We start from the raw sequence: 15,097 nt of genomic DNA on the forward strand, positions 1-15,097 counted from the left end.
CCGGCAAGAACTGGGGCTCGATGCAGATCCCACGAATCGGCCAGGAGGTGATTGTGAGCTTTCTGGAAGGCGACCCGGACCGGCCGATTATTACTGGGCGGGTGTACAACGCGGAGCAGACGGTGCCTTACGATTTGCCGGAGAACGCGACCCAGAGCGGCATGAAAAGTCGCTCGAGCAAGGGCGGCACGCCGGCCAACTTCAATGAAATTCGCATGGAGGACAAGAAGGGGTCGGAGCAGGTGTATATCCATGCCGAGAGGAATCAGGACGTCGTCGTCGAAGTGGACGAAAGCCATTCGGTGGGGCATGACCGCAACAAGCGCATCGGGCACAACGAGACGGTGACGATTGGCGCTAATCGCCTGCGCGTAGTGCGCAACAACGACACCGTGCTGGTGGGCGGCGCCAAGTCTGACAGCGCCGCCACGCGCTATACCATCGAAGCTGGAGACAGTATTCGCCTGGTGTGCGGCGACAGTGTGATTGAGCTCACGGCAGACGGAGCCATCAACCTGACCTGTGGCTCGTTCAATCTGTTTTCCTCCGGCAGCAGCAAGATCCAGACACAAGGCAAACTGGATATCAACCAGGGCAGTGACGAGGGCACATCACCCGGTCAGCAGGGTGTGCGAGCCACTATCCATAACGCCGTCGAATCAACATTTGCGGACAAGCCGGGCGCCGGCCAATAACGAGATACTTGCACCATGAACTACTTGATCAATGAAGCCCAATTCACCTTGCCCGATGCAGCCTTACAGGATGCCTCGATCAATATCCTCAAGTTCGCCCACCTGGGCACCACGCTGGTCGTCAGCCGTAGCCCGCTGGCGGACGGCGAAACGTTGCAAAGTAACTTCGAAGCGCAGCTCAAGACGCTCGAACAACAGGAGAAGTACCTTCGTTACTCGCCAGTGCAAGCCATAAAGGTGGGGGCCGCACTGGATGTCGATGCCTATGAAGTGCAGAACAGTTTCAACAAAGGCAGCGACAGCTTTTACCAGTACCAGTTGGCGCTGCAACTACCGGGCACACGCCGCCTGATCGCGTTGAGTTACGTCAAGACCCAACCCCTCGGGCCCGCCGAAGCGGCTCACTGGGCAACGCTAAAGAGCACGCTTAGCTTCTTCGCCACACCCTGAATCACACGGAGCCAAACCGACTGCTACTCAATCCCCCCCCAAGAATACCTGACCAACCCGATCAACAATTCTTGATCGCCATCAAGCGGTTTTCACCCTCCACCTTCCTATCATGACCCCCGCCAAGCCATGAGGAAGCGACCATGTCAGAGACCTTCACCAAGGGCATGGCCAGGAACATCTATTTCGGAGGAAGCGTGTTCTTCTTCCTGATTTTCCTGGCCTTGACCTACCACACCGAACAAACCTTTCCCGCCCGTAGCAATGTCGACCAGCTCACTGAATCCGTGATCCGAGGCAAGAGCGTCTGGGAGCGTAATAACTGCGTCGGTTGCCACACCCTGTTGGGCGAAGGCGCGTACTTTGCGCCGGAGCTGGGCAATGTGTTCAAGCGTCGTGGGGGTGACGAAGGGTTCAAGCCGTTCCTGCACGCCTGGATGAAAATGCAGCCCCTTGGGGTGCCGGGGCGTCGCGCCATGCCGCAATTCAACCTCAGCGACCAGGAGGTGGACGATATGGCCGAGTTCCTCAAATGGAGCTCGAAGATCGATACCAATAACTGGCCACCCAACAAGGAGGGCTGAGCCATGCGCAGCGCCAATCCCTATCTGAAATTCCAATCCCAGGCCGTGGCCAAACCCTACTTTGTGTTTGCCTTGATCCTGTTCGTCGGCCAGGTGCTGTTTGGCCTGATCATGGGCCTGCAATACGTGGTGGGCGACTTTCTGTTCCCGTTGATCCCCTTCAACGTGGCGCGGATGGTCCATACCAACCTGTTGATCGTCTGGCTGTTGTTCGGCTTCATGGGCGCCGCCTATTACCTGATACCCGAGGAGGCCGACCGCGAGCTGCACAGCCCCAAACTGGCGATCTTGCTGTTCTGGGTGTTTGCCGCAGCCGGGGTGTTGACCATCCTCGGTTACCTGTTGGTGCCCTATGCGGCACTGGCCAAGCTGACCCATAACGAACTGCTGCCGACCATGGGCCGCGAGTTCCTCGAGCAACCGACCATTACCAAAATGGGCATCGTGGTGGTGTGCCTGGGCTTTCTCTACAACATCGGCATGACCCTGCTCAAGGGCCGCAAAACCACGGTCAGCATGGTGATGATGACCGGCCTGATCGGCCTCGCGGTGTTCTTCCTGTTCTCCTTCTACAACCCCGGCAACCTCGCACGTGACAAGTTCTACTGGTGGTGGGTGGTGCATCTTTGGGTAGAAGGCGTGTGGGAACTGATCATGGGCTCGATGCTGGCGTTCGTGCTGATCAAGGTCACCGGCGTCGACCGCGAAGTGGTGGAGAAATGGCTGTACGTGATCATCGCCATGGCTTTGATCACCGGGATCATCGGCACCGGGCACCACTTCTTCTGGATCGGCGCACCCGAGGTGTGGCTGTGGGTCGGCTCGATCTTCTCGGCCCTGGAGCCGCTGCCGTTCCTGGCGATGGTGATGTTTGCCTTCACCATGGTCAAACGTCGGCGGCGCCAGCACCCGAACCGCGCGGCGACCTTGTGGGCCAAGGGCACCACGGTGACGGCGTTCTTCGGCGCCGGGGTCTGGGGCTTCCTGCATACGCTGGCACCGGTCAACTTCTACACCCACGGTACCCAGCTCACGGCGGCCCACGGTCACCTGGCGTTCTTCGGGGCCTACGCGATGATCGTGATGACCCTGATCAGCTACGCCATGCCACGCTTGCGCGGCCTCGGCGAAGCGCCCGATGCGCGTTCGCAGACCATTGAAATCTGGGGCTTCTGGCTGATGGTGCTGTCGATGGTGATGATCACCTTGCTCCTCACCGCAGCCGGTGTGGTGCAGGTGTGGTTGCAGCGCTGGCCGGCGGACGGTGTGGCCTTGCCGTTCATGGCCACGGTCGAGCATTTGACCGTCTTGTTCTGGGCCCGGTTGGCCAGTGGCGTGGTGTTCCTGCTGGGGCTGCTCTGCTACCTGTACAGCTTCCGCCAACGCCAAGCCGTCGCCGGTGCGCCGGCGCCGATTGTGTATTGATCGTCAATCCCTAAGACGGCGGCCCGGCTGGTACAGCGGGCCGTTTTACGTTTGGAGCACGGCTCATGGCCTTTACCCTGGAATTGGAAGAGTGGGTCGGCAGCGTCTGGCACCGCTTCATCACCCGCCGTGCCAATGTCGATTTCCCCGAGGCGCAGGTCGCGCTGACGGACCATCAGCGCAGCCTGGCCCTGTTGTTCCGCGCCCTGGGCGGCGCTGGCGGGATGGCGCTGGAGGCGGCTTGCGAGCGCGACCTGTTGCTGCGCCGCAACCTGTTGATGCGTATCGCCGGCACCTGCAAGCAAGCCCCCCTGGCGTCCTGCGACGGTAACCGCTTGCGCTTGCCGGCACGCCTGGCGGTATTTCCCGACGCGGCGCTGAATCACGAGTTGTACCGCTGGCTGGCGCTGCTCGCGGCCCACGCCGGGCCGATGAGCCACTGGGCCCGCGACAACCAACGCTGGACCTGGCTGCTGTTGCAGCGCTACCCGGCGATGCTGCCGCGCTACCAACGCCTGGTGGAGGCGCACCTGCAACTGCGCCCCGACCCCGCCAGCCTCAAACCCGACGAAGCCGCCCTGGAGCGGGCCTTGCGCAAGGCCCTGCGCGAACCCGGCAGCGTGCGTCACTTGCCGCGCAGTTCACGGGCCGCCTGGCCGTTGCCGTTATGGCTGTACCCGGCGCTGCAGTTGGACACCGCGCAAAATACCGACCTGGAAGAGGAGGGCGACGACCTCTCAGCCCCGCCCGGCGAGCAGCAAGGCGGGCCCAAGCATGCCACCCGCGTTGACGACGCGAGCCGCGATGGCGGCCTGCTGGTGGTGCGCCTGGAAAACCTGTTCAGTTGGAGCGAACACGTCGACCTCGATCGCTGGTCCGACGACAGCCAGGACCCGGACGCCGCCCGCGTCGCCGAAGACCTCGACCAGTTGAGCCTGTCGCGCCAGCGCGTGCGCAAGAGCGGCGGGCTCAAGCTGCACCTGGATCTGCCGCCCGCCGATGTCGACGACATCCCCTTGGGCGACGGCATCAAGTTGCCCGAGTGGGATTACCGCCGGCAGTGCTTGCAGGAAGGCTTCGTCAACCTGCAATTGATGCAGCCGCGTTGCGACGCACCGCAACCCTTGCCCGCGCGGTTGCAGGCCCAGGCCCAGCGCTTGCGCCGGCAATTCCAGAGCCTGCGCACCGACCGCCAATGGCAGCGCCAGCAGCCCCAGGGGTCAGAGGTCGACCTGCAGGCCTGGCTGGATTTTCATGTGCAGCGCCAGCAGGGTGCCTGCGCCGAACGCGGGCTGTTCCTTGAACAACGCCACACCCACCGCGACCTGGCGTGCCTGTTGCTGGCCGATCTGTCGATGTCCACCGATGCCCATGTCAACGATGAGCAAAAGGTCATCGATGTGATACGCGACAGCCTGCTGCTGTTCGGCGAAAGCCTGGCCGGGGCAGGGGATCGCTTTGCGTTGTATGGGTTTTCTTCACTGCGGCGGCACCAGGTGCGCTTGCAGGTGCTCAAAACGTTCCAGCAAGCCTATGACGACCGCACGCGCGGCGCGATCCAGGGCCTCAAACCGGGCTACTACACGCGCATGGGCGCGGCTATCCGTCAGGCTACCCAGTTGCTGGGCGCCTGCCCGCAGCGGCGTAAGTTGCTGTTGTTGATCACCGACGGCAAGCCCAATGACCTGGACCTGTATGAGGGACGTTACGGCGTGGAGGACACGCGCCAGGCGGTGGTCGAAGCGCGGCGCCAGGGCTTGATTCCGTTCTGCATCACCATCGACAAACAGGCCGGCGACTATCTGCCGTACATGTTCGGCGCCCATGGTTTTACCCTGATCCATCGCCCCGAACAATTACCGCAACGCCTGCCGCAGCTGTATCGGCAGTTGACCGAGACTCAGTAAAAGTCCCTGGGCAACCAGAAGAACATCGCCACGCAGAACAGCGTCAGGCCCAGGCAGAACCACTGGAAACGCTTCAGTCGGCGCGCCTGGGTGCTGGCGTGGGCCTCGGGCAGCGGTGTGGCGCAACGCTCGCACAGGTCGCGCTCCACGGCATTGCCGTGCTGGCAGACCAGGCAGGTTTTCACTCGAATTGCTCCAGGCGCGGGCGGTCGAGAATTGCGATCTGCCGGCCGTCCTGGGTGATGATTTTCTCGTCGATCAAGCGTCGGATAATCCGCGAAAACGTCTCCGGCTGGATCGACAGGTGCCCGGCAATCAACTGCTTGGCCATCGGCAGCTCGAAGCTGCAGTCGGTGGTGCTTTGCAAGCGCACCAGTTGCGTGAGCAGGTAGCGCACCACGCGGTGGGTGGCGTTTTTCAGCGACAGGGTTTCGATCTCGTTGACCCGCTGGTGCAGGCGCACGCACAACTTGCCGAGCAGGGCGAAGGTCAGGCGGCTGTTGCTCTGCAGCAAACGCATGTAGGTGGCATTGGACAGCCGGTACAACTGCGTGGGGCACACCGCTTCGGCGCACGCTACGTAGTTGGGCGTATCCATCAGCATCATGGCTTCAGCGAAGGTCTGCCGTTCGCCGATCACCTCGAACACCTTCTCCTGGCCGTCCGGGGTGAGGCGGTAGATTTTCACCGCGCCGGCGATCACGAAGTAGAACGCATCGGCCGGTTCGCCCTGGCGGAACAGCGGTTCGCCTTTGTCGACACTGAGCAATTGGCTGCTGCTCATCAGCTCGTTCAACTGCGCCTCGTCCAGGGGTTCGAACAAGTGGTGGCTGCGCAGGATCTGGTGATGAACACGATGGAGCACCATCTTGACCTCGGGGAATATCGGGAAGGGATACCCAAGGTTAATCCTGTTGGCGTCGGCCGTACTTGATCTACGACAAGGGCAGCGCACAGGCAACGCTGCACGATCGTCGCAGTGAACGCTTGCGAAAGTGCGCTATGCGCGGGCCGCGGCGAGGCTGGGCGCGGCCCGGGCAAACAATATGTCGTTCTCCAGGCGGATGTGTTCGCGCAGGTCGGCATGAAAGGCGCTCAGCTCGCGGTACAGGCTGCGCCAGGTATTACAGGCCTCGGCCGGCGGGGTGATCTGGTTCGTCAGGCTCAACAACTGCTCCAGGGCCTCGGCGTGTTGGTCGTGCTCGTAGCGCATCACCTGGATCGGCGTCGACGCCTGCGGCCCCATGCCCATTTGCAGCATCGGGAACAATACCTGTTCCTCCTTGAGCATATGGCTCTCCAGTTCCTGCTGCATGTCGAGCAGCAGGTCGGCCAGGCCGTTGGGGCATTGCAGGTGCTGACCGTGGACCTGTTCGACGCGGCTCGCCATGCGGACCAGTTCCGGCAATTGCTCGCGATGACGTGCGTGGTAGCGCGCCAGCAGATGGTCGATCAAGTGGTCCTGGGTTTGGGTGTTCCAGTCGCTCACGGTCATCGGGCTTTCCTCATCGGCAGTACGGGTATGAACCAGTGATTGCAGGCAGCGTGCCAATTTTAACGCATTGAAAAGTAACGATTTATCCCGGAGTAAGGTAATCATGACCACACGCTGCCAGGGTGCTCTGAACCCCAGGAGGGTCGAAATGACCGCGCCGCTCGACGGCATACTCGGCCAGAGCGCGGTGTTGCAGGAGTTGCTCGACGAGCTGGCGTTGCTGGCCGAAACGCAGTTGCCGGTGTTGTTGCTCGGCGAAACCGGGGTCGGCAAAGAGCTGTTCGCGCGGCGCCTGCATCGCCTGTCGCAACGCGGCAACAAGCCTCTGGTGCAGGTCAACTGCGCGGCGCTGCCTGAGGCGTTGGCCGAAAGCGAGCTGTTCGGTCACGTCAAGGGCGCCTTCTCCGGCGCCACTCACGACCGCGCCGGGCGGTTCGATGCGGCCAACGGCGGCACCTTGTTCCTCGATGAGGTCGGCGAATTGCCCTTGAGCATCCAGGCCAAGCTGCTGCGCACCCTGGAGAATGGCGAGATCCAACGCCTGGGCGCCGATCGGCCATTGCATGTGGATGTCCGCATCATCGCCGCCACCAATCGCCACCTGCCCGACCGCGTGCGTGACGGCCTGTTTCGCGCCGACCTGTATCACCGGCTGTCGGTGTACCCGCTGCCGATCCCGGCGTTGCGCGAGCGTGGCGAGGATGTGTTGCTGCTGGCGCGGCATTTCGCTGAGCTCAACCGCGAGCGCCTGGGCTTGCATGACCTGCAACTGTCGCCGACGGCGCAACAGGCGCTGCTCGAGTACGCCTGGCCGGGCAATGTGCGTGAGCTGGAGCATGTGATCAGTCGCGCCGCGTTGAAGCAGCTCAGTCGTGGCGAACCGCGCAGTTCGGTGATCCGCCTGGAACCGCACGCTCTGGGCCTGGACACGGCCGCCGTCGCGGTGGAACGAGCCATGCCCGCGTCATCGATCGAGGCCTTCCAACCCTTGGCGGTGGCGGTGGACGAGTGCCAGCGCTGGAACATTCGCCACGCCCTGGAACACTGCGCCGGCAATTGGGCGAGTGCCGCGCGTTTGCTCGGCGTGGACGCGAGCAACCTGCACAAGCTGGCGCGGCGCCTGAAGCTCAAGTAAGGGGTGTGACAACACGCCAGCTGTGCGTATCTGCCGCACTACCTACCGGCCAGACTTGATTCTGGTCAAGGGCCACCTGCCATCACCACCCCTACCATCCGTCCCATCTTCAGCCCGACGCCTCAAGGGACTCCATGACTCGCTCCGCGCGCTTGACACGCCACTGGCTGACGCTGCTGGTGGTGTTGCTCATCACCAGCTTCACCGCCCAGGCCCTGCCTTACGGCGACATCGAACAGCAGCGTATCGAACGCGCTTTCCCCGCCCAGGATGCGGTCTCCGCACCCGACGGGCCGTTCAAGGTGCGAACCATTTCGACTGCCGGCAAGCCCATCGGCTACGTGTTCCAGAGCCTGGATGTGGTGGCGATCCCGGCGTATTCGGGCAAGCCGATCAACACCCTGGTGATCCTCGACGCCGTCGGGGTGATCCGCGATGCCTACGTGCTGGAACACCACGAGCCGATCCTGTTGATCGGTATTCCCGAGGTCAAACTGCACGAATTCACCGCGCACTATTCCGGCGTCGATGTGCGCCAGCGCGTGGTGGTCGGGCGTTCCAGCGATCCGAAGGCGGTGACGGTGGACGCGATTGCCGGCGCGACCGTGACCGCGATGGTGGTCAATGAAGTGGTGATGCGGGCGGCCCATGACGTGGCGGTGTGGCTCAAGCTGATCGACGGCAAGGCCGCGACCGCGCAGAAAGTCGCGCTGATCCGCACCGACCGGTTTGACCCCGCCACCTGGGCACAATTGACCGGCAATGGCGCGATCCGCCGCCTGCATTTGACCCGGGGCCAGGTCGACGCGGCCTTCAAGGACACCGCCGCCGAAGGCGCCGAGGCCGCGGACGAGACCTTCATCGACCTCTATGTGGCCGACATCAACCCGCCGAGCATCGGCCGCAACCTGCTGGGCGAAGAGCACTACCGCACCCTGATGCAGGGGCTCAAACCCGGCGAACAGGCCATCGCCGTGCTCGGCCGTGGGCTGTTTTCGTTCAAGGGTTCGGGTTATGTGCGCGGCGGGATTTTCGACCGGGTGCAGTTGCGCCAGTTCGGCAACGTGATCAGCTTCCGCGACCTCGACCACCAGCGCATCGACGATGTCTACGCCGAGGGCATCCCGGCCTTCGACGAGATGTCGGTATTCATCGTGCGCCCGCAGGCCGGCTTCGACCCAGGCTCGCCCTGGACCCTGGAACTGCTGGTGCGGCGCCAGACCGGCCCGGTCAGCGGCACGTTCAGCAGCTTCGAACTGCCTTACCAGATGCCCGAACAGTACCTGGAACGGCCGCTGCCCACCGCCGCCGAACAAGCCGCGCTGGATGAGGCCAGCCGCCCACTGTGGTTGAGCATCTGGTACCAGAAACAGGTGCAGGTCATGGTGCTCGGCGTCGCGCTGCTGCTGCTTACCGCGATCCTGTTCCTGCAGGACAGCCTGGCCCGGCGCCCGCGCCTGCTGCACTGGCTGCGCCGCGGCTACCTGGTGTTTACCGTGGGGTTCATCGGCTGGTATGCGCTGGGGCAGTTGTCGGTGGTCAATGTGCTGACCTTCGTGCATGCGCTGGTCCAGGACTTCCGCTGGGAACTGTTTCTCACCGACCCGCTGATCTTCATGCTCTGGGTCTTCACCGCCGCCAGCATCCTGCTCTGGGGGCGCGGGGTGTTCTGCGGCTGGCTGTGCCCGTTCGGGGCCTTGCAGGAACTGCTCAACGAGGCCGCGCGCCGCCTGAAGATCCGCCAGTTCGAATTGCCCTTCGCGGTGCATGAACGACTGTGGGCGATCAAGTACCTGATCCTGCTGGTGCTGTTCGGCCTCTCCCTGGAATCCATGGCCACCGCCGAACGCTTTGCCGAAGTGGAACCGTTCAAGACCGCCATCACGCTCAAGTTCGACCGCCAGTGGTGGTTCGTGCTCTACGCCGTGGCGTTGCTGGTGATCAACCTGTTCACCCGCAAAGTCTACTGCCGCTACCTCTGTCCCCTCGGCGCCGCCCTGGCGATCCCCAGCAAATTCCGCCTGTTCGATTGGCTCAAGCGGCGCCAGGAATGCGGTAACCCGTGCCAGCTGTGCGCGAAGGAATGCGAGATCCAGGCGATCCACCCGGACGGCCATATCAACGCCAACGAATGCCACTACTGCCTCGACTGCCAGATGACCTGGCACAACGAAAACAAATGCCCGCCGCTGATCAACAAACGCAAGAAGCGCAACAAGGCGGCGCCCGAACAGATTCCCGTAGTGCAGATAAATCCCAACGCTTGAAGGAGCAACCCATGAACGATACAGACGATAAACATGACGGCCTGACCCGGCGCAGTTTCCTCGGCACCGGTGCGGTGACCGGCGCCGTGCTGGCGGGTGCATCGGCCCTCGGCGGCGCGGTGTTTACCCGTGAATCCTTCGCGGCGGCGGCCAAGGACGCCAAATCGAAAATCCATGTGGAACCCGGCCAACTCGACGATTACTACGGCTTCTGGAGTGGCGGTCACCAGGGCGAAGTGCGGGTGATGGGCGTCCCGTCGATGCGCGAGCTGATGCGTATCCCGGTGTTCAACGTCGATTCGGCCACCGGTTGGGGCCTGACCAACGAGAGCAAGCGCATCCTCGGCGAGGGCGCCAAGTACTCCAACGGCGATTGCCATCACCCGCACTTGTCCACCACCGACGGCCACTACGACGGCAAGTACCTGTTTATCAATGACAAGGCCAACAGCCGGGTGGCGCGCATCCGCCTGGACATCATGAAGTGCGACAAAATCCTCACCGTACCGAACGTCCAGGCCATCCACGGCCTGCGCCTGCAAAAGGTGCCCTACACCAAGTACGTGTTCTGCAACGCCGAATTCATCATCCCGCACCCCAATGACGGCCGAAACTTCGACCTGCAGGATCGCAACAGCTTCACCATGTTCAACGCCATCGATGCGGAAAAAATGGAGATGGCCTTCCAGGTGATCGTCGACGGCAACCTCGACAACGCCGACATGGACTACACCGGCAAGTACGCAGCGGCCACCTGCTACAACTCGGAAAAGGCCACCGACCTGGCCGGCATGATGCGCAATGAGCGCGATTGGGTGGTGGTGTTCAACATCCCGCGCATCGAAGCGGCGATCAAGGCCGGCAAGTTCATCAATGTGGACGGCGTCAAGGTGCCGGTGGTGGACGGACGCAAATCCGAGGACGGCAAGGACAGCGAGTTCACCCGCTACATTCCGGTGCCGAAAAACCCCCACGGCTGCAACACCTCGCCGGATGGCAAGTACTTCATCGCCAACGGCAAGCTGTCGCCGACCTGCACCATTATCGCCATCGACAAACTCGACGACCTGTTCAGCGGCAAGATCAGCGACCCGCGCGGTGTGGTGGTCGGTGAACCGGAGCTGGGCCTGGGCCCGCTGCACACCACCTACGACGGACGCGGCTTTGCCTACACCACGCTGTTCATCGACAGCCAGGTGGTCAAGTGGAACATCGCCGAGGCCATCCGTGCCTATGGCGGCGAGAAGGTCAACTACATCAAGCAGAAGCTCGATGTGCAGTACCAGCCCGGTCACAACCATGCGTCGCTGACCGAAACCCGCGACGCCGACGGCCAGTGGCTGGTGGTCTTGAGCAAGTTCTCCAAGGACCGCTTCCTGCCCACCGGCCCGCTGCACCCGGAAAACGACCAGTTGATCGACATCTCCGGCGATGAAATGAAACTGGTCCACGACGGCCCGGCCTTCGCCGAACCCCATGACTGTGTGATGGCGCGCCGCGACCAGATCAAGACCAAGAAAATCTGGGAGCGCAACGATCCATTCTTCGCCGAAACGGTGGCCATCGCCAAGAAGGACGGGATCAACCTGGAAACCGACAGCAAGGTGATCCGCGACGGCAACAAGGTGCGCGTGTACATGACCTCCATGGCCCCGGCCTACGGGCTTTCGGAGTTCACCGTCAAACAGGGCAATGAAGTCACCGTGACCATCACCAATATCGACATGATCGAAGACGTGACTCACGGCTTTGTCATGGTCAACCACGGCGCGAGCATGGAGATCAGCCCGCAGCAGACCTCGTCGATCACGTTCATTGCCGACAAGCCCGGGCTGCATTGGTACTACTGCAGCTGGTTCTGCCATGCCCTGCACATGGAAATGGTCGGGCGGATGAAGGTCGAGCCCGCCTGACACGCTGTTTGAGAAACGACACAAGGCAAATGTGGGAGGGATGGTGCGACGATTCGATTCGCTCCCGATGGCGGTGAATCAGTCACAGATGCATCAACTGACAGACCCTCATCGGGAGCAAGTCGAATCGTCGCACCGTCCCTCCCACTTTTAGCCGCATTTCCTTTAAGAGGACATCATCGTGGCTCGATCACTCGTCATCCTGGTGATGCTGATAGTGGCTTCGGCGGGAGCGGTCGCCGCCGTTCGCCCCATCACCGACTTACCCCTGCAAGCCGACGGCCCCAACCGTTGGCGCTTGCCTGCTGGCGAGTACCGGGGCTCGTTCCGCATCGACCAACCGCTGCAATTGACCTGCGCCCCCGGCGCCATCTTCCAGGCCGAAGGGCAGGGCAACGGCCTGCTGATCAGCGCGCCGGATGTCAGCGTCCAAGGCTGCACGTTCCTCGATTGGGGCGACGACCTCACGGCCATGAACGCCGCTGTGTTCATCCAGCCCCAGGCGCGCGGCGCGCAAGTGCTGGGCAACCGCCTGCAAGGCCAGGGCTTCGGCATCTGGGTCGATGGCACCCAGGACGTGAGCGTGATCGGTAACCGCATCCAGGGTGACACCTCGGTACGTTCGCAGGACCGGGGCAACGGCATTCACCTGTACGCGGTACACGGTGCCCGCGTCATCGATAACCATGTGCGCGACACCCGCGACGGCATCTACATCGACACCTCCAACGGCAACCTGCTGCAAGGCAACATCCTGGAAGACCTGCGCTACGGCATCCACTACATGTTTGCCAACGACAACCAGGTCCTGGGCAACACCACCCGCCGCACCCGCACCGGCTATGCGTTGATGCAAAGCCGCAAGCTGACGGTGATCGGCAATCGCTCCGAGCAGGACCAGAACTACGGCATCCTGATGAACTACATCACCTATTCGACCTTGCAGGACAACGTCGTCACCGATGTGCGCGACGGCTCCACCGGCGACACCATGATCGCCGGCGGCGAAGGCAAGGCACTGTTCATCTACAACTCGCTGTTCAACCGCATCGAAAACAACCGCTTCGCGCGCAGCGCGGTGGGCATTCACCTGACCGCCGGCTCCGAAGACAACCGCATCGCCGGCAACGCCTTCATCGACAACCAGCGCCAGGTCAAATACGTCGCCAGCCGCTTGCAGGAATGGTCGGCGGCCGGCCGGGGCAACTACTGGAGTGACTACCTCGGCTGGGACCGCAACGGCGATGGCCTCGGCGATGTGGCTTACGAGCCGAACGACAACGTCGACCGCCTGCTGTGGTTGTACCCCCAGGTGCGGCTGTTGATGAACAGCCCCGGCATCGAGTTGCTGCGCTGGGTGCAACGTGCGTTTCCGGTGATGAAGTCGCCGGGTGTGATGGACAGCCACCCCCTGATGCAAGCCCCCACTCAGAAGGAACCTGCATGATGAATGTCGTCGAGATCGAAGGCGTCAGCCAGCGCTATGGGCGTGCCACGGTGCTGCACGACCTGAACCTGAGCCTGGCCCCCGGCGAAGTCCTGGGGTTGTTCGGGCACAACGGCGCGGGCAAGACCACGGCGATGAAGCTGGTGCTCGGCCTGCTGCGCGCCAGCGCCGGCGAGGTGCGGGTGTTCGGCCGTGCGCCGAGTGATCCCCACGTGCGCCGCTGGCTCGGTTACCTGCCGGAAAACGTCACGTTCTATGCACAGTTGAGCGGCGTCGAAACCCTGCGTCACTTCGCCCGGCTCAAGGGCGCGCCGATGCATCAGGTCGACAGCCTGCTGGACGACGTCGGCCTGACCGCGGCGGCAGGGCGGCGGGTCAAGACCTATTCCAAGGGCATGCGCCAGCGCCTAGGGTTGGCCCAGGCCTTGCTCGGCGAGCCGCGCCTGTTGCTGCTCGACGAACCTACCGTGGGCCTCGACCCGTTCGCTACCCAGGACTTGTATCGCCTGCTCGACCGCCTGCGTGCGGCCGGCACCAGCACCATCCTGTGCTCCCACGTGCTGCCGGGCGTCGAGGCGCACATCAACCGTGCGGCGATCCTGACCCAGGGCCGCCTGCTGGCCTTGGGCAGCCTGGCGCAGTTGCGCGCCGAGGCCGGCTTGCCGACGCTGATCCGCACCTGCGGCTTGCAGCGCGTCGAATCGCTGCAACAACGCTGGAGCGCCGCCGGCCATGTCACCCGGCGCTGGGGCGTCGAAGGGCTGCAAGTGGCGGCGCACAACGGCAGCAAAGTGCAACTGCTGCGCCAACTGCTGGCCGAGGACAGCCCCAGCGACGTGGAAATCCTGCCGCCGTCCCTTGAAGACATCTACCGGCATTACATGGACAGCGCGATGGTCACGGCACAGGAGGCGGCCTTATGAACCCGATCTGGAACATGGCCCGCAAAGAGTTCTGCGACGGCCTGCGCAACCGTTGGCTGTTGGCGATCAGCCTGTTGTTCGCGGTGCTGGCCATCGGCATCGCCTGGCTGGGCGCCGCCGCCGCCGGGCAACTGGGCTTCACCTCGATCCCGGCGACCAGCGCCAGCCTGGCCAGCCTGGCGACGTTTCTGATGCCGCTGATCGCGCTGTTGCTGGCCTACGACGCGATCGTCGGCGAAGACGAGAGCGGCACCTTGTTGCTGTTGCTCACCTATCCGTTGGGGCGCGGGCAGATCCTGCTCGGCAAGTTCGTCGGCCATGGGCTGATCCTCGCGCTGGCCACGGTCCTCGGCTTCGGCTGCGCGATGCTCGCCATTGCGTTGCTGGTCGACGACGTGGACTTCGCCATGCTGCTCTGGGCCTTTGGCCGGTTCATGCTGACCTCGGCCCTGCTTGGCTGGTGCTTTCTCGGGCTGGCTTATGGCCTGAGCAGCCTGTGCGCGGAAAAATCCACCGCCGCCGGGCTGGCGCTCGGCGTGTGGTTCTTCTTCGTGCTGGTCTTCGACCTGGCGCTGCTGGCCTTGCTGGTGCTCAGCAAAGGCCAGTTCAACCCGCAGGGGCTGCCCTGGTTGCTGCTGCTCAACCCCACCGACGTGTATCGGTTGATCAACCTCTCGGGTTTCGGTACGGGCACCCAGTCCGTCGGGGTCATGGCCCTGGGTTCAGACCTGGACGTGCCGCCGCTGGCCCTGTGGGCGTGCCTGCTGGCGTGGGTGGCCGTGCCGCTGGCGCTGGCCTATGGGCTGTTCCGCCGCCGTGCGGCGTGAGGATTTTTTATGACTGCTGGAGTGAGTGA

General features: G+C 63.1%; 12 protein-coding genes and 2 pseudogenes. 11 read left to right on the plus strand and 3 right to left on the minus strand.

The annotated features are described in order from the left end of the window. The 5 genes from INT12_RS11870 to INT12_RS11890 form a co-directional block, all read left to right on the plus strand. Window positions 1-695 (plus strand): type VI secretion system Vgr family protein (locus INT12_RS11870; RefSeq protein WP_169883993.1); only part of this gene is annotated, 695 nt, incomplete at its 5' end. Between the two features lie 15 nt (window positions 696-710). Next, the gene (locus INT12_RS11875) at window positions 711-1,145 is read left to right on the plus strand and encodes a DcrB-related protein (protein ID WP_046489201.1); all 435 of its coding nucleotides are present in this window, start codon (window positions 711-713) and stop codon (window positions 1,143-1,145) included. 143 nt (window positions 1,146-1,288) lie between these two features. Continuing rightward, window positions 1,289-1,729: a c-type cytochrome gene (locus INT12_RS11880; RefSeq protein WP_017849342.1), complete on the plus strand. Its 441-nt coding sequence runs from the start codon at window positions 1,289-1,291 to the stop codon at window positions 1,727-1,729. 3 nt (window positions 1,730-1,732) lie between these two features. Then, window positions 1,733-3,154 (plus strand): cbb3-type cytochrome c oxidase subunit I, encoded by a 1,422-nt coding sequence (locus INT12_RS11885; protein WP_046383075.1) that lies wholly within the window; start codon window positions 1,733-1,735, stop codon window positions 3,152-3,154. A gap of 65 nt (window positions 3,155-3,219) precedes the next feature. Further along, window positions 3,220-5,061: a nitric oxide reductase activation protein NorD gene (locus INT12_RS11890; RefSeq protein ID WP_193058858.1), complete on the plus strand. Its 1,842-nt coding sequence runs from the start codon at window positions 3,220-3,222 to the stop codon at window positions 5,059-5,061. On the opposite strand, the gene INT12_RS11895 is transcribed toward INT12_RS11890, so the two are convergent. From INT12_RS11895 to INT12_RS11905, 3 genes and pseudogenes are all read right to left on the minus strand, one after another. Continuing rightward, the gene (locus INT12_RS11895; RefSeq protein WP_193039732.1) at window positions 5,055-5,246 is read right to left on the minus strand and encodes a protein DnrP; all 192 of its coding nucleotides are present in this window, start codon (window positions 5,244-5,246) and stop codon (window positions 5,055-5,057) included. The genes INT12_RS11890 and INT12_RS11895 overlap by 7 nt on opposite strands. Beyond that, entirely contained in the window at window positions 5,243-5,929 is a 687-nt protein-coding gene (locus INT12_RS11900) for a Crp/Fnr family transcriptional regulator (protein ID WP_017849338.1), read from the minus strand. The genes INT12_RS11895 and INT12_RS11900 overlap by 4 nt, the downstream gene beginning before the upstream one ends. A 132-nt stretch (window positions 5,930-6,061) precedes the next feature. After that, window positions 6,062-6,517: pseudogene (locus INT12_RS11905) on the minus strand (hemerythrin domain-containing protein); the annotation flags it as partial. A 208-nt stretch (window positions 6,518-6,725) separates the two neighbouring features. On the opposite strand from INT12_RS11905, the pseudogene INT12_RS11910 reads away from it, so the two are divergent. The 6 genes and pseudogenes from INT12_RS11910 to INT12_RS11935 all read left to right on the plus strand — a co-directional run. After that, a pseudogene (locus INT12_RS11910) lies at window positions 6,726-7,691 on the plus strand (sigma 54-interacting transcriptional regulator); the annotation flags it as partial. A 134-nt stretch (window positions 7,692-7,825) separates the two neighbouring features. Then, the gene (gene nosR, locus INT12_RS11915; protein ID WP_193039733.1) at window positions 7,826-9,958 is read left to right on the plus strand and encodes a transcriptional regulator NosR; all 2,133 of its coding nucleotides are present in this window, start codon (window positions 7,826-7,828) and stop codon (window positions 9,956-9,958) included. Between the two features lie 11 nt (window positions 9,959-9,969). Continuing rightward, complete coding sequence (gene nosZ / locus INT12_RS11920) at window positions 9,970-11,871, plus strand: TAT-dependent nitrous-oxide reductase (RefSeq protein ID WP_017849334.1); 1,902 nt, start codon at window positions 9,970-9,972, stop codon at window positions 11,869-11,871. Between the two features lie 208 nt (window positions 11,872-12,079). Next, the gene (locus tag INT12_RS11925; protein WP_193039742.1) at window positions 12,080-13,318 is read left to right on the plus strand and encodes a nitrous oxide reductase family maturation protein NosD; all 1,239 of its coding nucleotides are present in this window, start codon (window positions 12,080-12,082) and stop codon (window positions 13,316-13,318) included. Next, on the plus strand, window positions 13,318-14,241 hold the full coding sequence (locus INT12_RS11930; protein ID WP_017849332.1) for an ABC transporter ATP-binding protein: 924 nt from the start codon (window positions 13,318-13,320) through the stop codon (window positions 14,239-14,241). Before INT12_RS11925 ends, INT12_RS11930 begins: the two co-directional genes overlap by 1 nt. Further along, complete coding sequence (locus INT12_RS11935; protein WP_193058859.1) at window positions 14,238-15,068, plus strand: ABC transporter permease; 831 nt, start codon at window positions 14,238-14,240, stop codon at window positions 15,066-15,068. Before INT12_RS11930 ends, INT12_RS11935 begins: the two co-directional genes overlap by 4 nt. Window positions 15,069-15,097: the final 29 nt, after the last annotated feature.

The organism is Pseudomonas sp. K8, assembly GCF_014889455.1.
Classification (GTDB): Bacteria; Pseudomonadota; Gammaproteobacteria; order Pseudomonadales; family Pseudomonadaceae; genus Aquipseudomonas; species Aquipseudomonas veronii.

Bases quoted from the DNA above. Each gene is read 5' to 3' on its own strand.
- INT12_RS11890 (WP_193058858.1), top strand. From the start codon at position 3,220: ATGGCCTTTACCCTGGAATTGGAAGAGTGGGTCGGCAGCGTCTGGCAC.
- INT12_RS11885 (WP_046383075.1), top strand. From the start codon at position 1,733: ATGCGCAGCGCCAATCCCTATCTGAAATTCCAATCCCAGGCCGTGGCC.
- nosZ (WP_017849334.1), top strand. From the start codon at position 9,970: ATGAACGATACAGACGATAAACATGACGGCCTGACCCGGCGCAGTTTC.
- INT12_RS11935 (WP_193058859.1), top strand. From the start codon at position 14,238: ATGAACCCGATCTGGAACATGGCCCGCAAAGAGTTCTGCGACGGCCTG.
- INT12_RS11930 (WP_017849332.1), top strand. From the start codon at position 13,318: ATGAATGTCGTCGAGATCGAAGGCGTCAGCCAGCGCTATGGGCGTGCC.
- INT12_RS11925 (WP_193039742.1), top strand. From the start codon at position 12,080: ATGCTGATAGTGGCTTCGGCGGGAGCGGTCGCCGCCGTTCGCCCCATC.
- INT12_RS11900 (WP_017849338.1), bottom strand. From the start codon at position 5,929: ATGGTGCTCCATCGTGTTCATCACCAGATCCTGCGCAGCCACCACTTG.
- INT12_RS11880 (WP_017849342.1), top strand. From the start codon at position 1,289: ATGTCAGAGACCTTCACCAAGGGCATGGCCAGGAACATCTATTTCGGA.
- INT12_RS11875 (WP_046489201.1), top strand. From the start codon at position 711: ATGAACTACTTGATCAATGAAGCCCAATTCACCTTGCCCGATGCAGCC.
- nosR (WP_193039733.1), top strand. From the start codon at position 7,826: ATGACTCGCTCCGCGCGCTTGACACGCCACTGGCTGACGCTGCTGGTG.